Origin of the sequence: Sphingobacterium psychroaquaticum, assembly GCF_004421025.1 — a bacterium.
Classification (GTDB): domain Bacteria; phylum Bacteroidota; class Bacteroidia; order Sphingobacteriales; family Sphingobacteriaceae; genus Sphingobacterium; species Sphingobacterium psychroaquaticum.
The window spans coordinates 2,617,588-2,643,246 of sequence record NZ_CP038029.1 but is presented as its reverse complement, the minus strand read 5'-3'; the positions used below and the strand labels follow the sequence as shown (position 1 = coordinate 2,643,246).

Sequence of the window (25,659 nt, the reverse complement as noted above, 5' to 3'; positions counted from 1 at the left end):
GTTGCCATGAAAAAAAACGTTACCTCAAACCGTCGTACATTTCTAAAGAAAGCAGGAATACTTGGAGCCCTACCTTTCTTGGGGGGACTGGAAGTGCAAGCCTTCTCTAGTGGAGCGAAATCAAGTGTACTGAACGTTATGACTTGTAATATCCGTGTCGACTTGGAAGAAGATGCCGCGAAAGGTTTGGGATGGAAACATCGTCGCGAGGCTTGTGTCGCTGTTATCAAAAAACAAGGAGCCGATTTGATTGGCTTTCAAGAAGTATTGCGGGGGCAGTTCCTCGACTTGAAGGAGCAGCTGCCCGATTATTTCGCCTTTGGGTTTGATGGACCAGAGATGGATGCATTTAAGGAAGGGTATCACGGTATCGCTAAAAATCCAATCTTCTTCTCTAAAAAGAGATTTGAACTGCTGACGGCCGGTGGGTACTGGCTTTCGGATACACCGTTAAAGGCTGGTAGTTTATCCTGGGGATCAGCCCGTGCCCGCAATGCTTGTTGGGTACGACTTTGGGATCGGGTGGCGCAGCGTGAAATCCGGCTGGTGAACCTGCACCTGGATCATGTGAGTCAAGAGGCTAAAGAACAACAAATAAAGGTGGTCTTGGATGAGTCTGCTCCATATCAGGCTGATTTCATTCAGATTATGACAGGTGACTTTAATGTTGACATGAACAATAAAGTATATCAGGACGTGTTGCAAGCGGGATGGTTAGACTCGTATGTGCAGGCTAAAGGAAATGAAAAACCGGAAGGAACAACACATGGCTTTAAGCCCAACGATCCGGCCGTGCAGAAGCGGTCAAAGAAAATAGACTTCATTTTTGTTCGTGGTCCTATCAACGGGGAGGATGCGACCATTGTCAAAGATGCCTATAAGGGTGTATGGCCTAGCGATCACTATTTTGTGCGTACGCAACTTCGATATACGACTTAATATGATATAAAAGAACCAAGAAATAAATCAATCTAAACTTAAATAATGTAAATGACACAGAATAACACAATGGATAGGCTGGGTATTCCTGGCCATCTCAAATGGGGGTATCTCGGTATTCTCTTCTTTATGATGGGGGATGGTGTGGAGCAGGGCTGGTTAAGTCCTTACTTGATTGAGCATGGTATGCATATGGGGCAGTCGGCGACCCTTTTTACAGTATACGGTATAACCATTGCTATTTCGTCTTGGTTTTCGGGCGTTCTGGCTGAGAATTACGGACCACGAAAAGCTATGGCCATGGGGTTGCTGCTTTATCTTATTGGTACAGTTGGTTTTGTGTCGTTGGGGATGGCCAAGCTAAATTTTAACAACATGTTGCTGTTTTATGCGATCCGTGGGTTTGGCTATCCGCTGTTTGCGTATTCGTTTATGGTTTGGATCAATTACCGAACATCACAGGATATGTTAGGCAGGGCCGTAGGTTGGTTTTGGTTTGTATTCACGGGAGGGTTGAATGTTCTGGGGGCGTATTACTCCAGTTGGGCACTCGAGCGTATGGGCTATGAGAATACATTATGGTCTTCTATTTTATGGGTTTTGATCGGGGCTTTTTTTGCTTTAGTACTCAATAAAGATAAGTTCCAAACAAAAATTTCAAGCAAGGAAGATAAACGTAAGGAGCTGCTGCACGGTTTAACTATTGTGCGACAGGAACCGAAAGTTCTTCTTGGAGGTATTGTTCGGGTGATCAACACGACAGCGCAATTCGCCTTTCCTGTATTCCTGCCCATATATATGGCTGAGCATGGTTTTAGCACCAAAGAATGGTTACAGATATGGGGAACGATCTTTACAAGTAATATCGTGTTTAACCTGATTTTTGGATTTGTAGGCGATCGCTTGGGGTGGCAACGTACCATTATGTGGTTCGGTGGCGTCGGTTGTGCGATAACAACGGTCGGGTTCTACTATGCACCCATTTGGTTTGAAGGTTCTTATTGGGCCGTCATGATTGCTGGTGTCGCTTGGGGAGCCCTTTTGGCAGGGTACGTCCCATTATCCGCATTGGTGCCTTCCTTGGTCAAAGAGCATAAAGGTGCGGCCATGGCCATTTTAAACCTGGGTGCCGGGCTACCGGTTTTCGTGGGGCCAGCCTTAGTCGGGTTACTCATTGGAACCATAGGAAGTGAGGGCGTTGTCTGGGTTTTGGCAGGCCTATACCTGCTCTCCGCCATCCTAACCAAATTTATTACGCTTCCGGCACCTGTGCTGGAAGCACAACCGCGTGTAGAAACAGTAGATTAAAGATTAATATTAGAATTAGAATAACCTTATGAAAGTATTGTTAACAGCGCCATATGAAAATGAAAAAGCGCTAAATGAGTTAAAGGGTCTCTTTGATGAAGTCATCTATCGTTCATGGAAGCCACAAGGGCGAGCCTATAACCCAGATGAATTAACGACACTATTGAAAGAAACGGGGGCTGACGCCTTGATTTCTGAGCACGATGAGATTACAGCCGATGTTCTATATGCAAATCCACATTTAAAATTTGTAGGCATTTGCCGCGGTACGCCATCGAACATTGACTTGGCAGTTGCAACAGAATTGGGAATACCGGTATTCAATACACCAGCAAGAAACGCACAGGCTGTAGCCGAAATGTTTATAGCCAATGTCGTAACCTTACTTCGCAACACGATACCGGCGGTAAACTGGTTAGCCGGTAAAAACTGGGGAGCGGGTGCACACACGTCTTATTTGCAGTTCAAGGGAAATGAATTGGCCGGCAAAAAGGTCGGTATGGTAGGCTTTGGAGCGGTGGGGCAACATATAGCGCGGATGCTCGTTAGTTTTCCTTGCGAGATCTATTACTTTGACCCTTACTATACGGCTCCTGAGCAAGACTTTAAAAAGGTCGAACTGGAAGAACTCTTTGCTACCTGTGATGTCGTGGGGATCCACCTCCCGGTAACGCCAGAAACACAAGGCATGATCGATCATCGCTATCTTTCACTGTTGCATCAAGATGCTATATTTGTCAATACGGCACGTGCCTCGGTGGTCAATAGAAATGACTTGCTCGCAAGCATTGAACAGGGAAAAATTCGGGGTGCTGTGCTGGATGTTTTTTATAACGAACCACCGGATGAAGTCGATTATAAAATGATTTTGAATAAAAATGTGCTGGCCACACCGCATATTGCGGGAGCAACCCATGAGGTGGAAGACCATCATGCTTTTATTATGAACAACAACTTACGTGAGTTTTTTCACAACGGCAATAGGTCCATCAAGCAATTGGTTAACAAAACCGTATTGGATAAAACCCCAATAAACTAACTATGACAACAAAAAGAGAAGCCTATTTAATTGTTGATATTGGTACCGGAAACGCACGTGTGGCTGTTTGCACGGTAGATGGTGAGATTCTTGGAATAAAACGGGAGAATGTACAGTATGAATCCGATCACCGATACGAAGATTCTATTTATTTTGATCCCAATACATTGTGGAACCAGATTCTACGATTGGCACAACAAGCGTTAGTGGAGGCGGGCGATGTGCAGATAAAAGCGGTTACAGCAACGAGCCAAAGAGAAGGAATTGTGATTATCGATAAGGCCGGTAATTCATTATTAGGCATGCCGAATATCGATCATCGCGGTCGTAAATGGGAAAAGGATTTACAGGATAAAGATTTGGTATATAATTTATCGGGTCGTTATCCGACATCCTTGTTCTCTGCTTTTAAACTTGTTGGCGTGCGCGAGGTTTATCCCGAAATATTCGAAAAGATCGACTCCTTTATGAGTATCAGTGACTGGGTTCAGTTCCAGTTTTCGGGCGTGGTGGGATATGAACATTCGCAAGCTTCGGAGACGCTTTTGTATGACGTAGAAAAAAAGGTTTGGTCCGATGTCTTGTTAGCACAGTTCGGTCTTTCTGCTCCTATTTTACCCCCGTTGAAAGATGCATCCTCGATCCTAGGGACCATTACACCCGTTGTGGCTTCCACTTTATCGATCAATCCCGAAGCTGTCGTTGTGGTAGGAGGAGGGGACACACAGCTCGCGATTTGCAGTATGGTTCCTTCGGCCAATGATGTTGTTATCGTATCAGGAACAACAACACCGATTATCAAAATTGTTGATTCTTATGAAAAGGATGATGAACAACGTACCTGGACGAGTCGTCATATCGATCAGGGGAGCTTTATTTTGGAGGCTAATGCGGGCGTAACGGGTCTGAACTATCAACGTTTGAAGGAAATATTCTACCCGAATGAAGGATATGATGTGATCGAAAAAGAACTGGAGCTTGCCACCTACTCGCAGTGTGTGGCGTCATTGGGATCGCTTATTGCCGATGAGGAAGAGCCGCTGACCAAAGGAGGTTTTATATTTAATGCGCCAGTTTCCCATCAGTTAACGCGTGGCAGTTTCGTCTTTGCTATCCTTTGGGATATCGCCTGTAGTATCTATGAAAATTATAAGTTTTTGTGCGCCGTATCTCCGCATCACGAATCCTATATATGGGCATGTGGCGGCGGCGTTGAAAGCAGAAAGCTGCGTCAATTTATGGCCAATTTGTTCGGGAAGAGTATCAAGATTCGAGATACCTTCCGGCAAGCTTCTGTACTCGGTGGCGTTTTTGTATGTAATACTGCCTTGGGGGTGAAGCAAGCACAGCCGCAACTGTTGGAGGAGGTGCATCCAGAAAATCATGAAGCCTTTGAGAAGCTATACCAGGAATGGAAAAGTGCACGAAAAACCTTTAAACAAGTGGGAGCCTAATGGAGAAGCGTTACTTTTTTGGTGTTGACGTTGGTACACAAGGCGCACGGATTGTTTTAGTTGATCAATTAGGCGAGTTGGTTGCGTCAGAAGCGCAAAAATTTGAGTTGTCGGATACATTTCGTCAAGAGCAATCTCCCCTGATATGGTGGACCAAAACCATGGAAATGCTCAGCTCATTAACTGCGGAGTTACCGACATGGGTCGATAAGAGCGATATTTGCGCTATTTCGGTGACCTCCACTTCGGGAACCGTCATTCCCTTGGATAAACAGAATCGTCCTATTCACGATGCGTTGATGTATAGCGATCCACGGTCTGCTGCACAAGGGGAACGGTGTCAGGAAATTGCGAAACGCTATGTAAAGCACGGCTATACTGGTTTTAATGCTTCAAGTGGTATCAGTAAGATGTGTTGGTTCGTGGATACTTTTCCGGAACGTGTCGATGATATAGCCCTTTGGATACATGCGTCGGATTATATAGTAGGTCAACTTTCTGGAAACTACCATATGACGGATTATACCAATGTCTTGAAATCGGGGTATGATTTGGAAACCCTTGAATGGCCTTCATTTGTGTGTGAGGAACTGGGGTTAAAACGAAGTTGGCTGCAGGATATTATGCCTTCAGGTACCGTTGTCGGTACGCTATTACCGCACTTGGCGACAGCTTTGGGGCTCGGTGAAATTGCCGTTGTGGTTGGCATGACCGATGGCTGTGCAACGCAGATGGCATCGGGAGCGGTAAAGCCAGGCGATTGGAATACCACCATCGGTACGACCCTCGTGATTAAAGGCGTGACCCAAAAAAATGTGATTGATCCATCGGGCACGGTATACAGTCACCGACATCCTGAAGGATATTGGATGCCTGGGGGGGCGAGTAATACAGGTGCTGATTGGATTACAATTGATTTTTCAGACGATTTAGAGTCTCTTACTATCGCTGCCGAAGCGCTGATTCCTACTGGAGAACTGGCTTGGCCGTTGCGTCAAGAAGGGGAACGATATCCCATTATGGCGCCAAAAGCAAGAGGGTTCATGCCCGAAGGTATCAGCCGTGAGCTGCTTTTTGCGGCGAATCTCGAGGGGGTAGCTTTTATAGAAAGGCTCGCATATGAAATGATTGAAGCGCTATCAGGAGAACACGTGCAAGCTGTATATTCGGCCGGTGGAGGAAGCAATAGTGACGTTTGGTTGGCGATGCGTGCATCGATTTTGAATGTCCCAGTTTATAAATGTAAAGAGGCGAGTGGCGCTTTTGGAGCGGCCATAATGGCGGCATCTCATACGTATTACGATTCGTTGATTGCCGCAGCAGCAGCCATGACTACGATAGAAAAAGAAGTGCTTCCTAATCCACGTTTACAGCCTATGTATGCCCAGCAATATCAATGTTTCAAGAATAAACTAAAGGATTTAAATTATATATAAATGGTGACAATTTGTTTGCTTCGACATGGGGAGACGGCATACAATGCTGATGGAAATAAATACTGCGGGAGAACAGATGTTCCCTTAAATGATAGCGGTCTACTACAGGCTGGTCGGATGAATAAGGTTTTGCAGGACTATCACTTTGATCACGTCTATTCCTCGCCTTTGCAACGTGCTGTACGCACAGCGGAAATAGCATCGGGGAGGCCGCAAGAAGTGACCCCGGACGCGCGTTTGATCGAGGTTGATTTTGGGCTGTGGGAAGGACAACGTGCACACGATTTTATCCATGATGATCCGGAAGCTTGGGCCAATTGGTTGGCTGATCCTACGAGCTTTCCCGCTGGACGTACCGGCGAACGGGGGCAGCAGGTGCTCGATCGGTTGGATAGTTTTTATACAGAATTAGTAGCGAAACACGACGGGCAAACTATTCTTGTGGTTGCACATAATGGGGTAAACAGGTTGTTTTTGGCGCATCAATTGGGGATGCCTTTAAAGAATTATCGTATGCTGGTGCAAGAAAACTCGGCCCTCACGTTGATAACATTAGATACACATAAAGGCTTTAATTTGTTAAAGCTAAATGCTTAATTTTCCACCTTTAATCAAGACCTAATGAAAAAACTATATGCGGGACTTTCTTTGCTGCTTTTGCTTACGCAGGGAGAAGCATCCTTTGCACAGAAGTTGCATAAACTAACATTCAAGAATGTGGACGAGATGTATGCTTATTTTAGGTATGCACCGGGTAAAAAGATTATTGCTGGGCACCGGGGAACTATCGAAGGACATATGCCGGAAAACTCAATCCCAGCAATGGAAGCCGTTCTGAAACACACGACTGCCATCTTTGAAATCGATCCCCGATTAACCAAAGACGGTGTGCCGGTTATGGTGCACGATGCGACTTTGGAGCGTACCACGACAGGAACCGGTAAAGTAGCGGACTATACCTGGAAAGAACTTCAAGCGCTCCAACTCAAGGATCATGAAGGGAATCCAACCAAATACAAGATTAATACCCTGGACGAGATGATCGTGTGGGCCAAAGGAAAAACCATTCTCAACCTGGATAAGAAAGATCTTCCCTTAGAAACGACAGCAGAAATTATCCGGAAACATAATGCATATGCCTGGGTATGGGTAACGGTGCATAATGTAGAGCAGGCTCGCTTTTATTTAGATAAAAATCCCAAGCAATACCTTTCTATGCATATCAAAACGGCTAAGGATCTCGAAGCTTTTAAGGCTTCTGGACTTCCATACGACCGGATGATTGTATACATTGGGCCTGAAATCAAAGAAGCCAACCAAGCGATGTACGATTTCTTTAAAGCGAAAGGCGTCCTGTGTATGATTTCGGCTGCACCCACATATGATAAACTAAGCAGCCCAACGGAGCGTGCAGCTAAATATCGCGCTGTTTTTGCAGATGGCGCAACAGTTTTAGAGTCTGATCTCCCTATTGAGGTGAGCAAGGCTATTCGCTAATTCGACAAAAAACTCATTTAGTAAGTGGTCCTATCTGTTTAACGAAGCATGTAGGGCCACTTATTTTTTATGTTCCAACAAGAGCGAACCCCATTGGTTGAGCTCCCATAATACTTTCACTAACTGTTCGCCGAGTGGGGTTAGTGTATACTCCACCCGAGGCGGAAGCTCATTGAAGGATTGTTTGGATAAGATACCATCCTGCTCAAGTTCTTTCAGTTGTTGGTTTAATACACGTCTATCTACTTTTGCAATGCCACGCAACATTTCGCTTGGTCGTTTTTCACCTTGATTAATACGCCACACGATTGGTACTTTCCATTTCCCACTGATGGCATTCACAGCAAATTCCAATGGACATATTTTTTCTTCTACTGTACGTTCTTTTGTTTCCATATAAAATTGACTTTTTTAACCCATAGGGATAAAATTATGCGGTATTGCTATTTTGAATTTACTTTCAAAACTTTGTAAAAATAAACAATGTAAAACGGAAAGCATAGTCATGGACCAAGTGAAGCGTAAAGGTGCACGAAGTAAAAACGATATCCCTGTGGATGTGATGGATCAACTGAACAGAGGCGAGATAGAAACAGCTAACTTGGTAGAATGGCTCGCCGTAGATCAACGGTTATTGTTGCACCATGTATTGGTAGCACATAACCGATCGACCTATGAGGAACCTATATTACAAGCAATTGATGCACTTAAAAAACAAACGGTCAATACAATAAATGAAACTATTGGCATCACCTTGTTTCATGAAAGCCTGCGTAACAATGATGATCCTTTCGTGGAAATATTAGCGCAGCATCCGGCTGATCTGGTGCGTTGCTGGGCTACTTATATGATAGGAAATGCTGCGATAAGCCTCCCAGAAATGTTGGCGCGGATTCGACCTTTTGCAGCTGATACGCACTTTGGAGTACGAGAGATCTGTTGGATGGCGGTTCGAAAACATATAACCCTTCATTTACAGGAGAGTATCAACGTGCTGGTCGACTGGACAACCAGTACGGATGCAAATGTCCGGAGGTTTGTCACCGAAGCGACACGTCCGAGAGGAGTTTGGTGCGCCCATATCGAAGTCTTAAAACAAGAGCCGGAATTGACCTTGTCGCTGTTGGAACCGCTGCGGTCCGATGCATCTAAGTATGTACAGGATAGCGTCGGGAACTGGCTCAATGATGCCAGCAAAAGCCGACCCGATTTTGTGCAATCGCTCTGCGCAAGATGGAAACGGGAAAGCGACACCAAGGAAACCAACTATATTATTAAGAAGGCGTTGCGAACCATTGGAACGACCTAAGGTATGGGGTGATTCCTGAATTGTAACATTAATGTTCGTAATAATTGTACAATTTGCTACCTTGGCTTGCGCTAACCAAGTTGAAGAATGCTTTTTAAACCATTATTAGAAGAGGATAAAGTACGAATTGCTCACTATCGGGAGGAGGAGGCTTTTAAGGCTTATTTTATGGCAAATTATAGGGCGCTGGAAAACTACGCCGCATCTTACCTTGGGGATGCGCATATGGCGCAAGATATTGTCTCGGAAGTTATGTGGCAGATCTGGCGCTTAGAAGGCGATCTCATGCGAATCAAATCTGTTGAACAGTATATTTTGCGCGCCATAAAAAATAAATGTTTAAATCAATTTAGGGTTAGACAATTGGTGTATACCGATCAAGATGAACTAAAAGATGAGTTAATCAATGACAGTAGTCCCGAACAAATTTTTATTACGAACGAAGACCTCAAGATCATCCATCAAGCCATTCTAAACTTACCCGAAAAAACAAGAGAAGCTTTTAAACTTGTCAAAGAGGAGCAATACTCGTATCGGCAGGCCGCCGAAATCATGAACATATCTGTAAATACGATAGATAAACATATTCAAAATGCCCTTCAGAGGCTCTTAAAAGCATTACGCAAAAAAAAGTAAAATTCTTATGGTGATTTTATGGTTTATCGGTGTCTTTGATATAGACACCACATATAAACCATGTATATCAACGATCAACAATTTGTAGCGCTACTCGGCAAGTTCCTGGACAAAAGCCTCACAACGGAGGAGGAGCACCTTTTGGAGCGTTGTGTGAATGAAGACCCCGAGAGGATGGTGTTGCTCCGATATATTCGTGAAAATCAAGCGGAAAGTTTAGAAGAAGCCGAAGAAATTTACAAGAAGTTCCGGCCACACGACCTGGATCATACTGCCGTTAAGCACCTTCCCCAAAGCCCATTCCGGATGTTTCGTGATAAGCGTGTTTTACGCATTGCGGTCTGTGTCATTTGTCTCTTGGCGGGGGTATGGATGTTTTTACTCATTCAAAAGACAAGATCTACCGATCATCAATGGGAGTATGTTCAGACCACAAAAGGTCAGCGAAAATTCTTTAAACTTATTGATGGCACTACGGTGTGGCTAAATAATGATAGCCAACTGAAGATAGGGAAGGGATATGGTAAGGAAAGTCGGAAGATGGAGCTGGTCGGCGAAGCATTTTTTTCTGTTGCGAAAAATAAGAGTTTACCCCTTTATATCAAAGCTAAAGAGAGTGAGATCCAAGTTTTAGGAACCATGTTTAACGTGCGTGCCTATGCGGATGATAAAGCGACAGTAACTTCACTTATTGAAGGTGTGGTGCGACTGCGTGTTCCTGGAAAGGGAGACAATGAAGAGTGTATCATGCAACCAGGCGACCGGGTCGCTGTGTCAACCGAAAATTTCAAGATGATAAAGACAACGTCCGAGGTATCCCCAGTAACCCGGGAGGAAAGGATAGAGCAGACAGTGAGCCCGATACAACAGGATATTGCAGAAATTATGTGGGTCAAAAATAAGCTTGTCTTTGATGGTGATTCCTTGGACGAGATGGCGAAAAAGCTTGGACGATGGTACGATAAAACAGTGATTGTAGAGGATCAGGGAAAAAGTAATCAGGTGTTTACCGGTAAGTTTGAAGGAGAAACTTATATCCAAGTATTGGATTTGCTAAAGCAGACGGGGGGGAAGTTAGATTATAGAATTGAGAAAGATACCATATATATAAAATAGCTGATTATGAATTAAAAAAGGAACCTAAAAAAAAGGTACATCTTAATAGATTAAGACATACCTAAGCATTTTTAACCAATGAGCATCGCACCCTAGGAAAGTTAGATGCTCTAATGATTAACTTTAATACCATAAAATTATGAAAAAAAAATCACATGCAGGAAGACATGTGTTATTTCCGTATTGCTTTAAGTGGCTGTTAATGGTCAAATTAATTATTTTTTTTGTTATTGCTTTTACCGTAACAGTAACGGCAAATGAATCGAAGGCGCAGGCAACCGTTTCCTTGCGTTTTCGGGATGTGAAACTAAAGAACCTCTTACTTACTATAGAAGAGCAGACCAATGTTTCCTTTATTTATAACGACAACGCCATTGAAAGAATCCGCATTGAAGAAATTGACGTCCGTAACAAGAAATGGGTGGACATTCTACTCCCTATTTTGGAAGAACATGCCTTTCAAGCAGATTTTGTAGGTAAAAATAGTGTGCTCATCAAACGAAAACCTCAAAACCAAGAGAAGGTCGCATCAGGTACTGTACGGGATCAGGATGGGAAACCTTTGGTCGGTGTGTCTATTAAGCTAAAAAATTCCGATAAGGTGACGCAGTCCAACAGTGACGGTCAGTTTTCCCTGGCCGTCGAAGGCGTTGATCCTATTTTACAGTTCTCGTATGTGGGATACTTGACGCAGGATGTACCTTATCGGGCAACGATGATGGATGTCGTGTTGGTCGAGGATTTGGCACAATTAGAAAAAGTGGTGGTTGTCGGCTACGGTACGCAAAAGAAAGCAACTTTGACGGGATCGATCAGTCAGGTTTCGGGGGACGAATTGAAAAAATCGGTGGCTCCCAATTTATCGAACTCCCTAGTCGGGCGGATGCCAGGTGTGATTGCCAACAACCGTTCCGGTGAACCGGGGAATGATTTTTCCGAAATTTATATCCGGGGTAAAGGATCTTTGGGTAATAACAGTCCTTTATATGTGATTGATGGGGTCGCTAATAGAGGGGGCATAGAGCGTCTGAATCCCAGTGATATCGAAAGTATAACGGTGTTAAAGGATGCTTCGGCCGCTATTTATGGTGCGCAAGCGGCCAACGGTGTTATTTTAGTTACGACAAAACGAGGTACTGGCACAAAACCGATCATTACCTATGAAGGAAATTTTGGGTTATCAGAAAATACACGAACACCAAAACTAATGGATTCCTACCAGTACATGGTATACGACGATGAAATTAATGCACACTTTGGTCGAAATGAGAAGTATAAGGACATTAAAAATGGCTACAAAGACGGAACAATAGACCCCTTGCTGTATGCGAACACCGATTGGATGAATGTTGTCTTTACACGGTCTCCCCAAAGCCAGCACTCCCTTTCACTGCGTGGTGGAGACGAGCGTATACGGTATTATGTGTCGGGCGGATTGTTGTACCAGAAACCAGGTTTTCGAAATACCAATTTAGATTTTAAGACCGTTCAATTCCGTGCGAATCTAGATGCTAAAATTAACCGTGACCTTTCGCTATTGGTTGAGGTAGGAACGCGTCAGGAAAATAGGCACAATTCGAATTATAACATGGGCACTTTCTTCTGGGAAGCTTTTCATGCCTATCCGTTTTTGCACGACTATTATCCAAACGGCCTTCCAGGGCCAGGTATTTCTTGGGGAAATAACCTAGCGCTCTTGGCCGCGGGAGCAACGGGGTACCAAAAAATAAAGGATAATTTCTTGAACACTAAAGTAGGCTTCAACCTAAAAGCGCCTTGGATTGTTGATGGACTATATTTTTCAGGGTATGGCGCATTTGACTCACAGGTACGAAATGAGAAGAGACTCAACGATATGTGGGATGCCTATCGCTATAATCCGGCGACCAAAGAATACAATAATATCCGCGAAACGACAGGTGAAGCGAATATAAACTTAAGTCAAAGGAACGATGATAATGGAACGGATACATGGCATTTCAAAGTAGGCTACGAGAAAATATTTGGACAGCATAATATCAATGTCTTTGCGGCTTATGAACAGAGTAAATCGCGCGGAGACTGGTTTTCTGCTTACCGACGTGACTTTTTGAGCAATGCAGTAGACTATATGTTTGCGGGGAGTGATAACCAAAAAAATAATGATGGCAAGGCCACCATCTCGGCACGTCAGAATTACTTTGGTCGCTTAAGCTACGGCTTTAAAGATCGTTACTTAATGGACTTCACCCTACGCCGTGATGGTTCGCAGAATTTTACAAGCGATGCGCGTTGGGGCTGGTTCCCAGGAATAGCAGCTGCTTGGCGTATCTCACAAGAAGATTTTTTTAAAGAGAACCTGCCGGCTATTAATGAGCTGAAAATAAAAGCTTCGTGGGGTAAACTAGGAAATGATCGCGTGGATCCTTTCCAGTACTTAAGTACGTTCAATTTGGGCGATGGTGCCCTTTTTGGTGTGGACCCCAAAAGAGGGAAAGGTTTTACACCGGGGAGATTAGCTAATCCAGGAATTACATGGGAGAAAGTGGATACAAAAAATATTGGTTTCGAGTCGGTGTTGTTTAACCAGTCACTCAGCTTTGATCTACAGTATTTCTACTCCATGCGTACAGATATCTTAACGCAAAAGCAAGCTTCTGTACCTCGTTATACGGGGTTAACATTACCGGATCAAAACATTGGCGAGATTTCAAATCGAGGCATTGAAGCGAGTGTTATGTATCGCAGTAAGGTGCATGATTTCAACTACTTTGTAGGCGGTAACTTCACCTTCGTACGAAATAAAATCCACTTCTTTGATGAAGCCGTTAGTGTGCCTGATTGGCAACGCAGAACAGGGCATAGCATCGATTCCTGGCTCGTTTACAAGACCGATGGTATATACCAGACCAAAGAGGAAGTAAATAGTGGACCACACCTGTTGAATACAGCACCTGGTGATATCAAGTATGTCGATGTGGATGGCGATGGTAATATTACCAGCAACGATATGGTCCGCATTTATGAAAGTGCAATACCTGAAATTATTTACGGGATATCGATGGGTGGAAAGTGGAAAAATTTTGAATTGAATGTGCTGTGGCAAGGTCAAGGGCGCGCAAAACAGATGATCCGTCCGGGAAGCTACAACCGTGATGTAACATACTTTGATAATCGCTGGATTTCCGCGACTGAAACGCCCAATGCATTGTATCCAAGAGCTTTTGATCGCGATGATACCTTTAATACCCGAAATTCAACCTTTTGGTTAAAAGATGCTTCTTTTATTCGATTGAAAAACATAGAACTAGCATATAATTTGTCGCCAAAAGTGTTAGAACGTATAAAAATGGATAACCTACGGATTTTTGTGAGCGGTTTCAATCTGTTTTCAATAGATCACATTAAAGTTCAAGATCCTGAAGGGACAAATGCCGGAGGGATGTATTACCCACAGCAAAGGATCTATAGTGTAGGACTTAATGTTAGTTTCTAATTTAAACAACTTGAACGATGAACAATAGAATAATAAAATATATAGGCGTTATTTTGCTGTCCAGTACCCTGTCTTGCTCCAATTTTCTGGATGTAAAACCCTTGGACTCCTTTACAGGAGAAGCAATCTTTTCAGACCTGCAATTAACAGAGACGTATGTAAATAAACGCTACACCGAACTGCGTGATGGATTCGGTAATTTTGGTTTACGCTATATATCGGATGAAGCGTACCATAATTTTAACTCTGGTAATCCGTACCTCTATAATAGAGGAGAAGTAACGCCGGATCAACTGGGCGATTATACAACATGGAATGCGTACTATGAGTCCATCAAAAACTGTAATATTTTCTTTGATAATATTGGGTTGCTAAAAGCCGATAAGGCAAAAGTGGATCGCCTGACTGGCGAAGTAACCTTTTTAAGAGCTTTTCTCTATGCGGATCTTATTGCTCGTTTTGGCGGTGTTCCCTTAGTCGTAAAGAGTTTTGATCTCGATAGTGAAATGAAAATTCCACGCAATACCTACCAAGAGTGTGTTGCATTTATTGTTGCTGAACTGGATAAAGCTGCGCAGCTATTGCCCGCTAAGTATGACAATGTGAACTTTGGTCGTGCCACCAAAGGGGCTGCCTTGGCACTAAAGTCCCGCGTTTTACTTTATGCTGCCAGTGCATACTGGAACCCATCAAAGGAAAAAAGTAAATGGCAGGCTGCCGCGGATGCTGCAAAAGCAGTAATCACGCTGCAAGAGAATGGAGGGCAGGTCTATAGTTTAGATCCAAACTACAAGGAGTTGTTTCTGCGGAACACTAGTCCCGAGATTATTTTTATGCGCCAATTTAATACGGAGTTTGGACATTCCTTTGATTGGACCGATTCGCCCAATGGTTTTACGGGATGGTCTAGAACCTGTGTGTTACAGGATATGGTCGATGCCTATGAAATGGCGGACGGGAGTGCACCGACGGAGCAGGAGTATATAGATGGAAAACCTTGGTTGAATAGAGAGCCTCGATTTTATGCTTCTATCGTATGTGATGGACAACAGTTTCGTGGGAGAGAGATTGAATTTTTTATCTCTTCAACTGGAAACAGAGCGCAAAGTGGGAAGGATAGTGAATTTGGTATTGATGATTGGAATGCTTCAAAGACGCACTACACCATTCGTAAATTCATGAACGAAAGTCTCCGCAATCCGTGGAATGACAAAGGGAACCAGCCGTGGATTTACATGAGATTGGGTGAGATTTATTTGAACTATGCGGAAGCAATGTTTGAATTAGGAGATGAATCGACAGCACGTTTGTATATCAATAAAATTCGTCAGCGAGCGCGAGGTGCAAGCACCAATGTTTTGCCTGATATTACCGCGACAGGCACCCAGTTGTTTTCAAAGATACAACACGAAAGACGTATCGAACTGGCATTTGAAGACCATCGTTTCTTCGATGTGCGCCGATGGAAAATTGCCGAAATAACGGAGAATAAACCAGCCCGTAGAATCTCCATCATCAGGAATGACCAAACGAAGGTTAAAACCTATAAGATTGATGTTCTCCAGGAACGGAAATTTTTTCCGCAGCACTATTTGTTGCCTATTCCTAGAGATGAGAGACAGCGAAATCCGCTCTTAGAACAGAACCCAGATTACAAATAACGTGTAGTATATCCTTTGGAGGTGTCTAAAAAGACGTTAAACGTCATTGCGAACCTGAGGAACGAAGGTGTGGCAATCTTCTGAAAATAATCAAAGACTGCCACATTGCTAAGCTTCTCGCAGTGACGAAACATCGTCTTTTTAGACGCTTTCTTTTTTTTAATTCTTAGTATCTCATTTATGCATGTTTTTAAATATTGCCTTGTTCCTATATTATCTTGTTTTTTGATGCCCAAAGTCAGCGCTCAGCATGAAATTACCCTTCAATCCGATAACAAAGAATTGGTGGAAATTTTCGATTGGGCGAAAGATAAGGCTCGGTCTTTTGTCGTAACGGGGAAGCGTGGCCCCATTGATATTTATAAGAAAGGACAAACGGCTGCTCTGGTTGATTACATACCATCCTATTGGGCTGGATATCCCTTGCGGACCGCTTTTTACTCGCGCGATTTTTGTCATCAAATAATTGGCGCACATCTTTTGGGCCTGGAAGAAGAAAACTTCACGATGATGCGTGCTTTTGCTTCCTCGGCAGATTCTGCGAAAAAGTGGTTTCCGCTTTGGGCGATCAATTTCGATGGCTCTCCCTATAAGTTAGATTATAGAAGTGATAACAACTTTGTTCGTGAAATACCCGCCGTATTCGAGCTGGTAGAGAAAAATTTGGAGCTTTATCAGTGGACCGGTGATCGCCGATATATCGATGACGGTTTTATCTGGACCTATTGTACAAAGGCCGTGAATGATTTTATTCGGTTGCATGATACAGAAAAAAGGAATGGCGTAGCGGAAAGCACCGGTACAGGAAATATATTTGTTGGCACGGCAACGTACAATGAACATCGCGATCAGACATTAATTGAAGCGGGGGATGGAATCGGTTCTCAATATAAGGCATTGGAGGCCTTTAGTGAAATAGCTTTGCATAGAGGAGATAAAAATCTGGCAAAGTTGTATAAAAATAAATCGATTGAACTAAAATGGTACTTTAACAACCAATGGGGCGTGCTGAACAACGATAGCCTTTACAATAGAGGGTATAATTTGAAAGGAGAGCCTGTAAGTGGTTGGGGCAAAGAAAATTCATGGTTTCTACCGCTCAAAGAAATTACGGATCCAGTTAGTTTACGGCATTTTAAGTACCTGGAATTTATTGATAAGCAGTTGTCTTCTGATGCTGGACTGCCAAAAAATATTGAGGCCATCACGTATATTCCGGAAATATTCTTTAAGTATGGTCAGCATGAACTTGGATGGAAATGGTTGAAATATATTATCTCTAAAATAGACTATGTACATGAACAATCGGAACTGACGGGAAACAATGGGGACTATCCGGAGGTATCCTTTGTTTTAATTAGAAATATCGTACACGATATGGTCGGAATATCGCCATCAATGGACCTGAATGGTATAAAAACCTGCTCTCAGCTACCTGCGGAAGTGGGACAAATTAAGGTGGATAATGTTAAAATTGGAGGGCAGTTGTTTGCTGTTACCCAGATGGGGCAGCGCGCCACAACGATGCAGTATAAGGAAGGAACTCCCTCTGTCATTTGGCGCGCTTCCTTTGTTGGAAAACATCCCTACTTGTGGGTAGATGGAAAGAAGGTGAAAAGTAAGTCCTCCAAAAATTTTGGACAAGTCATATCATACGTCGATCTAACTATGATGAAAACCGACACCCGTACGGTGAAAACTTCTCTTTAGTAGATACAAGGTGTTGTCACGTCAAGCGAGAAGCGCAACGACGTGGCAGCCTTGCTTTATTGCCTCCAAATGAGGCGCTCCTCAAAATTAACAGTGCCTGCTGATCAAGCTTGATAATTTAAAAAGCTTTTTTGTAGTTTTGGAACGAAATTTTATGACCAGTAGCGCATCTGAAGAGGAAAAGAAATTGTTAGTACGCATAGCGGACGGCGATCGTCATGCCTTTGCTGTACTTTTCAAGCAATACAGCCATTTTGTCTACAGCTCCGGCAAAAGGTTAACACATTCCGATTATTGGGCCGAAGAACTTGTTCAGGATATTTTTTTCAAAATCTGGAGACACCGAGAAAAACTAACGGAGGTGGCTAATTTTGGAGCCTATCTCAATCGGGTAGTACGCAATCAGTCCTACAATATCCTTCGCCAGTTGGCTCAAGATGCTAAATCGGTGAACAGTATGGAGCACAAGGAGATAGAGCACACCACCGATAATGTGCTTGATCTCAAAGAAGCTTCCGTTATTCTCGAACAAGCACTCGAGATCCTAACCCCACAACAGCGGGCCGCCTACGAGCTGTGTCATATCCAAGGGTTAAAGTATAAAGATGCTGCAGATCAGATGAATGTATCTTATGAAACCGTTCATTCCCATATGAAAGAAGCAATCAAAAAGATTCGTACACACTTTCGGAATAGCGGACTGGCGTATAGTATTCTCTTTGCTCTATTATTCTCTTAGTGACCACCTGTTTATACCTTTCAATTTTTTTTTCAAAAAAATCATTTTTTATCTCCCCATTTAGTTTGACTTCTGTGTCATACTTATAAATGGGTCTTACAAAGCTTACATATGCGTGCTAGTGAAACGAACAAGTCGAATGCCAGACTAAAGGAATTGATGAGCCTTTATTTTGCGCAAAATATCCATGATGGCGATAAGCAAGAATTGTGGGACTATATCAATGACCCCATGTTTAGCCAAGAAGTAAAGCGTTTGATTCCGGATGCAACCGATGAACCATTGCCGCACTATACGCTTGGGGAGGAGAAGCAAAATCAAATCCTCACCTATATCTTGCGTGAGCAAGAAGAAATTGAAGTAGATAACGAGATCAAGACTTTGCCTGGTCGCCTAAAGCGTATCGGATGGCGTAAGCTGTCGATTGCCGCCAGTATTGTGGCCGTATTGTCGATTGCCGGATTGGCACTTATAAACATAAAATCTTCAGGGGAAAGCAATCAACCTACCGTTGTGAAAGAAATTCCGGCAGGAACAAATGGCGCTACATTGCGTCTCGCAGATGGGCGTATAATAAATTTGGAGGAAGCAGGAAATGGGGAGATTGCGCAAGAAGCAGGAATCAAGATTGAAAAGGGGAGCGATGGCGAGCTCATATACCGTATGGACACAAAAACATCCGCCACCGATCAAATTAACGTATTGACGACAGCTCGCGGACAGATGTACTCTATTGTATTACCCGACGGTTCAAAAGTATGGATGAACTCCGACTCGGAGCTGGAGTATATGGCTAATTTGGTGACCGAAGGCAAACGCGTAGTCAAATTACGGGGAGAGGCCTATTTTGAGATTTCTAAAGACAAAAGCCATCCTTTCATAGTGAAGACCAAAGGGCAAGATGTTGAAGTTATTGGTACACAGTTTAATGTCAACGCTTACGAAAATGAACCCTTTATATCGACCACGTTGTTAGAAGGTTCGATTAGTTTACGTACAGCGACCGAGCAAAGGCTTTTAAGTCCTGGTCAACAAGCCCTCAATAAACAAGGACAGTTGCAGGTGAGACAGGCGAATATCGAAAATATTACCGATTGGAAAGAGGGCGATTTTGCCTTTAAGAATGTCGACTTTAAAACCGCATTACGTAAAATAGAACGCTGGTACAATGTAGAAATGATTTACGATAAATCGCTACCAAAAGATCTGCAGGCCGGGGGATGGATTTCCAGAAAGAAGAACCTTTCGTCGGTGCTGGAATTTATTGAATCCGCCAAGATGGTCCGCTTTAAAGCTGATGGTGACAAGATATATGTTATGCCATACTAGTGTCTTACCTTATTTTAATAAACAAACAGTATATATAAACCAACCATTAACTTACCCATTGAATTAATGAATTACTCAAACAAATTTGAACGGCAAAGGCTCCGAATGTGCTTTCGCCAATTAACTCTTCGTGCGCGGCTCGTGTGCACCTTCCTGATTTTCTGCTTCTTGCAGACACAGGCAAAAACCTTTGGACAACGTATCACACTAAAGATGCAAAATGCACCATTAGTCACAGTCCTCAAAGAAATGCGGAAGCAAAGTGGAGTCGATGTATTCTACGACAATAAAACATTACAAGATCACTATAAAGTTTCTGTTAACCTGAAGAATGCGGAATTAAAAGATGCATTGAATGAAGTATTTCAGCATCTGCCTTTGACGTACCATATCACAAAGGAAGGTATCTCTATTACCAAGAGCGCAGCTAAACCAGCGCAGTCCATCGAAGCACCTGTTCAAGATGTTATCAATGTCGAAGGCCGTGTGGTTGATCAAGATGGTGAACCGTTGGTCGGAGCGAGCATTGTAATGAAAAAGGTGGGACGGTCGACCCTTTCGGATGTAAAAGGAAATTTTGCCCTAAAGAATGTCACTAAAGGATGTTTCTTGGTGATCAGTTTTGTAGGGTATCAGACGAAAGAAGTCGGCTGTCGTGAGGCAATGGGCAATGTTGTCTTAGAGATTTTAGATAACCCCTTGGATGCGGTACAGATTATCGGATACGGTAAGACATCCAAAAGGTTGACCACAGGCGCTGTATCCACTGTACGTACAGAAGAGTTGGAGAAGCAACCAGTCTCCAATCCTTTATTAGCACTTTCGGGACGCGTTCCCGGAGTCTATATTTCCGAAGGTTCAGGTATTGCTGGTAGCCAGGTCAATATTGAAATACGTGGGGTGAACACCATCAATGGTGCGACAAGACCGTTGTATATCGTGGATGGGGTGCCTTTTACGTCTACACCGATTGAGCAAACTTCCGGAAACCAAATTGTAAATGGTGTAGTCGGCGGCGGCTTTAGTCCATTGGATAATATCCCGACGAGCGATATCGAGAGTATCGATATCCTAAAAGATGCCGATGCGACGGCAATCTACGGTTCAAGAGCGGCAAATGGTGTGGTTATTATTACCACCAAAAAGGGTAAAGCAGGCGCCATGAAGGTAAACGCAAACATCTACTCTGGCGTGAGCCAGTTGGTCAACGGCTTAAAGATGTTAGGAACGGAAGACTATTTAGCGATTCGTAGACAGGCTTTCGCCAACGATAAAATCACTCCAACACTGGCCAATGCCCCGGATTTGCTGAGCTTTGGTGAAGGTTATACTAACTTTATCGATTACCTATATGGCAATACCGCTAGTATGGTGGATGGTACAGTGAGCGTTTCGGGTGGATCATCTCAAGCACAATACCTGATCAGTGCGAACCACCGCACACAGAACTCTATTTTTCCGTACAATTTCAACGATAAAAAGAGTACGATCCGTTTTAATATGCAGACACATTCCCAGAATGCACGCTTTTTTGTGAACCTTTCGGGCGCATATACCAGAAATTTAAACAACCTCCCTTCAGCAAGTATCAGCTATTATTACGCCTTGCCGCCAAACCTGCCTTTGCATAAGGATGATGGTACATTCTTTTGGCACAACAGTTACCAAAATCCAGCCGCAGCGCTGAAAGCACCGATGGAAGCGACAACGCATAACATGTTGTTGAACGGGAGCGTGAAATATGTGATTATGCCAGGTTTGGAATTTAAAACAGAGCTTGGCTTTAATCGCATCAGCAATGAAAACTATCGGGCGATCACCCGCGAGTCGCGGAATCCAAATACGACGGTGAACGGACAGTTGTCATACAATTTGAACAACAACCAAAACCTATCGGTAGAACCGCAGTTTACCTACCAGCGTACACTCGGACCAGGCCGCTTAGAAGCACTTTTGGGCGGTACATACTTGAACACACAGTCTACGCAACCTTTATTTTTTATTGGTTCATTCACCAATGATGCATTATACAAGAGCTTAACCTCCGTATTGATGCAATTTACCGCCAGCGGTAATGTCGAGAGTCGCTACTTATCAGGTTTTACACGACTGAACTATGTGATGGCAAACAAGTATATCGTGAATGTCAATGCTAGACGTGATGGTTCCTCACGCTTTGGCCCCGGTAATAAGTTTGGAAATTTTGGAAGTATCGGTGCCGCTTGGATTTTTGGCGAAGAGCGATTTATCAAGGATAACTTGGAGTGGCTCAACTTTGGTAAGATCCGCGGTAGTTACGGTACGATTGGAAATGACCCGTATCAAGATTATGCTTACTTAGCGACTTATGCATCCAGTGCTTTTGCGAGTAACTACAGTGGGGTATCTTCACTAATGCCATTAACCTTGGCCAATAAAGATTTCCGCTGGGAAGTCACCAAAAAAATGGAATTCGCATTAGACCTTAACTTTCTAAAGGATAGATTAGCATTTACTGCAGCATGGTACCGCAATCGTTCCGATAATTTATTGATTCAGGTGCCTATAGCTACACAAACAGGATTTGAGACATATCTGGCTAATTTACCGGCATTGGTCCAAAATAAAGGATGGGAGTTCAGCCTTACGACGAAGAATATCGCACGACGAGATTTTTCGTGGAGCACATCGATCAACTTTACAGCATCACAGAACAAACTGTTAAGCTATCCGGGATTGAATAAATCATCTCTGGCCAATAGTTATGTTGTGGGACAGTCTTTATCTGTTGCGCAAAACTACCACTTCTTAGGTTTTGAAGATGGAATTGCGCAGTTCGAGGATTTCGATGGAGATGGCACGATTACTTCAGGGTCTTTTGTAACGACTGGAAAGGGGGATCAGATTGTTTCAGGAAATCAAGATCCTAAATTCTTTGGCGGTATTAACAACAGCTTTCAGTATAAGAACTTCAGTTTGGACTTTCTGTTTTCTTTCGTGAAGAAGGATGGATACAATATCTATTACGAGGGTAGCTCGGTGATTCCTGGCATCGGAAACAATTTGGTCGCCGATGTATTGAACAAACCTTTCCGTTATACGACGATGCGTTCTGGACCGGCCGCTATTGCATACAATCGCTATAAATATTCAGATGCGGTATTCGAAGATGCATCCTTTATCCGCTTAAAAAATGTGTCATTAACCTACCAGTTTGAGGAGAAAGCAGTAAAACCATTGGGACTGAAAAACCTGAGTGTTTACCTACGTGGGCAGAACCTACTAACTTTTAGTAAATACCTCGGTTTCGATCCGGAGACACAAGGTTTAGCGGTACCTCCGTTACGCATGTTTACAGTCGGACTTCAAACAACTTTATAATTGACCTTATGAAAAAATCAACGCTATATATAACTCTTCTAGTAACCTGCGCTTTGTTCACAAGTTGTGAAAAGTGGTTGGATGTAGGAAACCCGAAGGATGCCGTAGAAACCAAAGTGGTGTTTCAAGATGTGTCCGGATTACAAGCCGCTATTGCGGGGATGTACAACGCTGGCAATGCCAACAGCATTGGTATGCTTTCCTTGAACAACGGTATGCAAGCCGATGATTTGAGCGCGACGGTGGCAGGATATGATCCATATAAAAACAATAGTTTGGTCTCCAACGATGAAAGTGTAGGGACAACTTGGTCGGATCTGTATGTCGGGGTATACCGTTCTACAGCAATTATTGAGGGAGTTCCGGCAGCACCTTTCTTAGAAACAGTGAAGAATCAGGCGATGGGAGAGGCTTTCTTCATTCGTGCATTATCTTATTTTTATCTCGTTAACCTTTATGGGGATGTGCCGCTGGTGTTATCGACCCACATTGAGGAAACGGAGCTGGCACCACGGACGGCCAAGGAGACTGTTTATAAGCAAATTGTGAGTGATCTGGAAAAAGCAGTTGAGCTCCTGCCGGTTGAATATCCTGCAAAAAAGCGCGATCGAGCCAATAAGTGGGCGGCAACAGCTTTGTTAGCACGGGTTAAGCTTTATTTAGGTGATTATCCCGAAGCGGAGCGTTTAGCCTCACAGGTGATTGACCAATCCAGTACCTATATTTTATCGGAGAATCTAAATACGGTTTTCGGGAAGAACACGAGTGTGGATGCCATTTTCGCTTTTGATGTTTCTTATGCAGGGTATACTACACCGGGGTTGAACAGTGTTCCTACGCCTGGAACAGTTCCAAGTATTATTATACACCCGACTTTATTGAGCCTTTATGAAGAAAAGGATGCCCGTAAAGCGGCTTGGATCGGTACCTCCGCGGGATACCCATTTATGCACAAGTATAAGGTGCGTACGGGCGTGGGAGATGAGTTTGACGTGGTGTTGCGTATCTCGGAGCAATACTTTATTCGCGCCGAAGCAAGAGTCTACCTTAATAATTTGAGCGGTGCAGCGGCCGATGTAAATAAGATTCGTAAACGTGCCAAAGTAGATGATATCGCAATGGCATCTAAGGATCAAGCTTTAGCTTCTATTGCGGATGAACGCCGTCGGGAACTGTTTGGCGAATGGAGCCACCGTTGGTTCGACCTGAAGCGTACAAACAAAGTCAGTGCTGTTATCGGCGCGTTGAAACCCGAATACTGGCAAGATACAGATGCCCTGTATCCGATTCCACGTAGAGAAAGACAAATGAATTTTAACTTAACACAAAACGAAGGTTATGATTAATAAAAATTGGGGCGCCCTAGGAAAACGTTTGTTTTTCCTAGCGCTGTTAAGTTTGCCGGGATTAATCTCGGCACAACATAAAGCTGTAATCAAGGGAACCGTAGGGAAGGGAACGGGACAGAAACTGATGCTGAGCTATGTGGTAAACGGTACCGTTTTCCGCGATTCGACATACCTCAAGAAAGGGAACTTCCAATTTAAGGTTCAGTTTAGTGAAGTTATGCCGGCAACCCTTCGTTTGGTTCATAACGAAGGTGAAAAAAGTATGGTTCATGATTCCAAGGACTTTTATTTGGAGCCCGGTACGGTGCTCTTGCAGAGCAAGGATTCGATGGTCAATGCCGTGATTACACAAGGAAATCTCAATAAAGAATATCTTATTTTCAAAGAAACAATTGCTTTGGGCGAGATGAGTAAGCTGGCACGTGCGGCACGAGCCACGGATGATCCGAACTTGAAGAAAATGCTAGAAGAAAAGAGAGAGGCATTGTATAGTACGATTGGTACGCGGTATGAAACGTATATCGAATCCTATCCAGATTCTTATTTTAGCTTGCTGGCATTAAACTTCCTGAGTTCGGGTGAGCTCGATGTCGTGAAGATCGAACCGCTTTTTGAAGGGTTGAGCGCTCGGATTAAATCCAGTAAAGAGGGGGTAGAGTTTAAAAACCAGATTGAGGCAGCTAAGGAGATTAAAGTCGGCTCGATGGCACCAGATTTTGAGCAGACAGACGCAACGGGCAATACGGTTCGGTTGTCGGACTTTAGAGGTCGGTATGTGTTGTTGGACTTTTGGGCATCGTGGTGTAAGCCGTGCCGACAGGACAACCCAAACCTGGTTAAAGCGTATGCAAAATACAAGGACAAAAATTTCACGATTGTCGGGGTCTCCTTAGATCATAAAAAAGAGGCTTGGATACAAGCGATAGCGAATGATGGTCTGACCTGGACCAACTTGTCCGATCTGAACTATTTCAAAAATAAGGCAGCTTTACGGTATGCAATCCGCGCTGTACCACAAAACTACCTGATAGATCCCGAAGGACGGATCGTTGCTGCAAGGTTGCATGGTGAAGAGCTTGAAAAGAAGCTTGCCGAGCTGTTGGGAAGCAATTAAAACACTACAATTACCAATTTATTAACTAACAAATACGCCCCACACCGCTAAACGGTTGTGGGGCTTTTTATTCTCCCGAAAAAAAATGAAAAATTTTACGTGCTCTTTTTTTGATTTTTTTTATTAATTACTAGGTCAAATCAAAAAATATTCTTTTACTCTGGGAGATAACGTGCCGCTGAATCAAA

The 25,659-nt window shown here is 43.5% G+C and carries 19 protein-coding genes; 18 read left to right on the top strand and 1 reads right to left on the bottom strand.

Annotation, left to right across the window (positions count from 1 at the left end; genetic code table 11):
• The first annotated feature begins 6 nt into the window (after positions 1-6).
• The 7 genes from E2P86_RS11210 to E2P86_RS11180 are packed head-to-tail and all read left to right on the top strand — an operon-like array spanning position 7 to position 7,673.
• Entirely contained in the window at positions 7-939 is a 933-nt protein-coding gene (locus tag E2P86_RS11210; RefSeq protein ID WP_134433042.1) for an endonuclease/exonuclease/phosphatase family protein, read from the top strand.
• A 51-nt stretch (positions 940-990) separates the two neighbouring features.
• Positions 991-2,247 (top strand): MFS transporter, encoded by a 1,257-nt coding sequence (locus E2P86_RS11205; protein ID WP_085471522.1) that lies wholly within the window; start codon positions 991-993, stop codon positions 2,245-2,247.
• Between the two features lie 28 nt (positions 2,248-2,275).
• Positions 2,276-3,286: an NAD(P)-dependent oxidoreductase gene (locus E2P86_RS11200; RefSeq protein WP_134433040.1), complete on the top strand. Its 1,011-nt coding sequence runs from the start codon at positions 2,276-2,278 to the stop codon at positions 3,284-3,286.
• Positions 3,287-3,288: 2 nt separating this feature from the next.
• Entirely contained in the window at positions 3,289-4,740 is a 1,452-nt protein-coding gene (locus tag E2P86_RS11195; RefSeq protein ID WP_134433038.1) for an FGGY-family carbohydrate kinase, read from the top strand.
• Positions 4,740-6,176 (top strand): FGGY-family carbohydrate kinase, encoded by a 1,437-nt coding sequence (locus tag E2P86_RS11190; protein ID WP_134433036.1) that lies wholly within the window; start codon positions 4,740-4,742, stop codon positions 6,174-6,176. Before E2P86_RS11195 ends, E2P86_RS11190 begins: the two co-directional genes overlap by 1 nt.
• Positions 6,177-6,773 (top strand): histidine phosphatase family protein, encoded by a 597-nt coding sequence (locus E2P86_RS11185; protein ID WP_134433034.1) that lies wholly within the window; start codon positions 6,177-6,179, stop codon positions 6,771-6,773. It begins immediately after the preceding gene.
• A 24-nt stretch (positions 6,774-6,797) separates the two neighbouring features.
• A complete protein-coding gene (locus E2P86_RS11180) occupies positions 6,798-7,673 on the top strand; it encodes a glycerophosphodiester phosphodiesterase family protein (RefSeq protein WP_134433032.1) in 876 nt (291 codons plus the stop codon).
• Between the two features lie 60 nt (positions 7,674-7,733).
• On the opposite strand, the gene E2P86_RS11175 is transcribed toward E2P86_RS11180, so the two are convergent.
• Entirely contained in the window at positions 7,734-8,069 is a 336-nt protein-coding gene (locus tag E2P86_RS11175) for a winged helix-turn-helix transcriptional regulator (RefSeq protein ID WP_085471528.1), read from the bottom strand.
• A gap of 109 nt (positions 8,070-8,178) precedes the next feature.
• Between E2P86_RS11175 and E2P86_RS11170 the strand changes: the two genes are divergently transcribed.
• From E2P86_RS11170 to E2P86_RS11120, 11 genes are all read left to right on the top strand, one after another.
• The gene (locus tag E2P86_RS11170) at positions 8,179-8,982 is read left to right on the top strand and encodes a DNA alkylation repair protein (RefSeq protein ID WP_134433030.1); all 804 of its coding nucleotides are present in this window, start codon (positions 8,179-8,181) and stop codon (positions 8,980-8,982) included.
• An 87-nt stretch (positions 8,983-9,069) separates the two neighbouring features.
• Positions 9,070-9,618 carry a sigma-70 family RNA polymerase sigma factor gene (locus E2P86_RS11165; RefSeq protein WP_085471530.1) on the top strand — a complete coding sequence of 183 codons (549 nt, stop codon included), beginning with the start codon at positions 9,070-9,072 and terminating at the stop codon, positions 9,616-9,618.
• A gap of 60 nt (positions 9,619-9,678) precedes the next feature.
• Complete coding sequence (locus E2P86_RS11160) at positions 9,679-10,734, top strand: FecR family protein (protein ID WP_134433028.1); 1,056 nt, start codon at positions 9,679-9,681, stop codon at positions 10,732-10,734.
• Between the two features lie 139 nt (positions 10,735-10,873).
• The gene (locus E2P86_RS11155) at positions 10,874-14,209 is read left to right on the top strand and encodes a SusC/RagA family TonB-linked outer membrane protein (protein ID WP_134433026.1); all 3,336 of its coding nucleotides are present in this window, start codon (positions 10,874-10,876) and stop codon (positions 14,207-14,209) included.
• 17 nt (positions 14,210-14,226) lie between these two features.
• On the top strand, positions 14,227-15,870 hold the full coding sequence (locus E2P86_RS11150; RefSeq protein ID WP_085471533.1) for a RagB/SusD family nutrient uptake outer membrane protein: 1,644 nt from the start codon (positions 14,227-14,229) through the stop codon (positions 15,868-15,870).
• Between the two features lie 228 nt (positions 15,871-16,098).
• Positions 16,099-17,580, top strand: coding sequence for a hypothetical protein (locus tag E2P86_RS11145; protein ID WP_134433024.1), 1,482 nt, complete (start codon positions 16,099-16,101; stop codon positions 17,578-17,580).
• Positions 17,581-17,734: 154 nt separating this feature from the next.
• Positions 17,735-18,319: an RNA polymerase sigma factor gene (locus E2P86_RS11140; protein ID WP_134433022.1), complete on the top strand. Its 585-nt coding sequence runs from the start codon at positions 17,735-17,737 to the stop codon at positions 18,317-18,319.
• A 111-nt stretch (positions 18,320-18,430) separates the two neighbouring features.
• Entirely contained in the window at positions 18,431-19,648 is a 1,218-nt protein-coding gene (locus E2P86_RS11135; RefSeq protein ID WP_134433020.1) for a FecR family protein, read from the top strand.
• Between the two features lie 213 nt (positions 19,649-19,861).
• The gene (locus E2P86_RS11130) at positions 19,862-23,008 is read left to right on the top strand and encodes a SusC/RagA family TonB-linked outer membrane protein (protein WP_166785191.1); all 3,147 of its coding nucleotides are present in this window, start codon (positions 19,862-19,864) and stop codon (positions 23,006-23,008) included.
• Positions 23,009-23,016: 8 nt separating this feature from the next.
• Positions 23,017-24,354, top strand: coding sequence for a RagB/SusD family nutrient uptake outer membrane protein (locus tag E2P86_RS11125; protein WP_134433016.1), 1,338 nt, complete (start codon positions 23,017-23,019; stop codon positions 24,352-24,354).
• Positions 24,347-25,471, top strand: a complete 1,125-nt coding sequence (locus tag E2P86_RS11120; RefSeq protein ID WP_134433014.1) for a TlpA disulfide reductase family protein — start codon at positions 24,347-24,349, stop codon at positions 25,469-25,471. The genes E2P86_RS11125 and E2P86_RS11120 overlap by 8 nt, the downstream gene beginning before the upstream one ends.
• The last annotated feature ends 188 nt before the right edge of the window (positions 25,472-25,659 follow it).

What these genes read in the sequence shown, in the direction of transcription:
- E2P86_RS11210 (WP_134433042.1), top strand. Translation starts at nt 7, where the DNA reads ATGAAAAAAAACGTTACCTCAAACCGTCGTACATTTCTAAAGAAAGCA.
- E2P86_RS11205 (WP_085471522.1), top strand. Translation starts at nt 991, where the DNA reads ATGACACAGAATAACACAATGGATAGGCTGGGTATTCCTGGCCATCTC.
- E2P86_RS11200 (WP_134433040.1), top strand. Translation starts at nt 2,276, where the DNA reads ATGAAAGTATTGTTAACAGCGCCATATGAAAATGAAAAAGCGCTAAAT.
- E2P86_RS11195 (WP_134433038.1), top strand. Translation starts at nt 3,289, where the DNA reads ATGACAACAAAAAGAGAAGCCTATTTAATTGTTGATATTGGTACCGGA.
- E2P86_RS11190 (WP_134433036.1), top strand. Translation starts at nt 4,740, where the DNA reads ATGGAGAAGCGTTACTTTTTTGGTGTTGACGTTGGTACACAAGGCGCA.
- E2P86_RS11185 (WP_134433034.1), top strand. Translation starts at nt 6,177, where the DNA reads ATGGTGACAATTTGTTTGCTTCGACATGGGGAGACGGCATACAATGCT.
- E2P86_RS11180 (WP_134433032.1), top strand. Translation starts at nt 6,798, where the DNA reads ATGAAAAAACTATATGCGGGACTTTCTTTGCTGCTTTTGCTTACGCAG.
- E2P86_RS11175 (WP_085471528.1), bottom strand. Translation starts at nt 8,069, where the DNA reads ATGGAAACAAAAGAACGTACAGTAGAAGAAAAAATATGTCCATTGGAA.
- E2P86_RS11170 (WP_134433030.1), top strand. Translation starts at nt 8,179, where the DNA reads ATGGACCAAGTGAAGCGTAAAGGTGCACGAAGTAAAAACGATATCCCT.
- E2P86_RS11165 (WP_085471530.1), top strand. Translation starts at nt 9,070, where the DNA reads ATGCTTTTTAAACCATTATTAGAAGAGGATAAAGTACGAATTGCTCAC.
- E2P86_RS11160 (WP_134433028.1), top strand. Translation starts at nt 9,679, where the DNA reads ATGTATATCAACGATCAACAATTTGTAGCGCTACTCGGCAAGTTCCTG.
- E2P86_RS11155 (WP_134433026.1), top strand. Translation starts at nt 10,874, where the DNA reads ATGAAAAAAAAATCACATGCAGGAAGACATGTGTTATTTCCGTATTGC.
- E2P86_RS11150 (WP_085471533.1), top strand. Translation starts at nt 14,227, where the DNA reads ATGAACAATAGAATAATAAAATATATAGGCGTTATTTTGCTGTCCAGT.
- E2P86_RS11145 (WP_134433024.1), top strand. Translation starts at nt 16,099, where the DNA reads ATGCCCAAAGTCAGCGCTCAGCATGAAATTACCCTTCAATCCGATAAC.
- E2P86_RS11140 (WP_134433022.1), top strand. Translation starts at nt 17,735, where the DNA reads ATGACCAGTAGCGCATCTGAAGAGGAAAAGAAATTGTTAGTACGCATA.
- E2P86_RS11135 (WP_134433020.1), top strand. Translation starts at nt 18,431, where the DNA reads ATGCGTGCTAGTGAAACGAACAAGTCGAATGCCAGACTAAAGGAATTG.
- E2P86_RS11130 (WP_166785191.1), top strand. Translation starts at nt 19,862, where the DNA reads ATGCAAAATGCACCATTAGTCACAGTCCTCAAAGAAATGCGGAAGCAA.
- E2P86_RS11125 (WP_134433016.1), top strand. Translation starts at nt 23,017, where the DNA reads ATGAAAAAATCAACGCTATATATAACTCTTCTAGTAACCTGCGCTTTG.
- E2P86_RS11120 (WP_134433014.1), top strand. Translation starts at nt 24,347, where the DNA reads ATGATTAATAAAAATTGGGGCGCCCTAGGAAAACGTTTGTTTTTCCTA.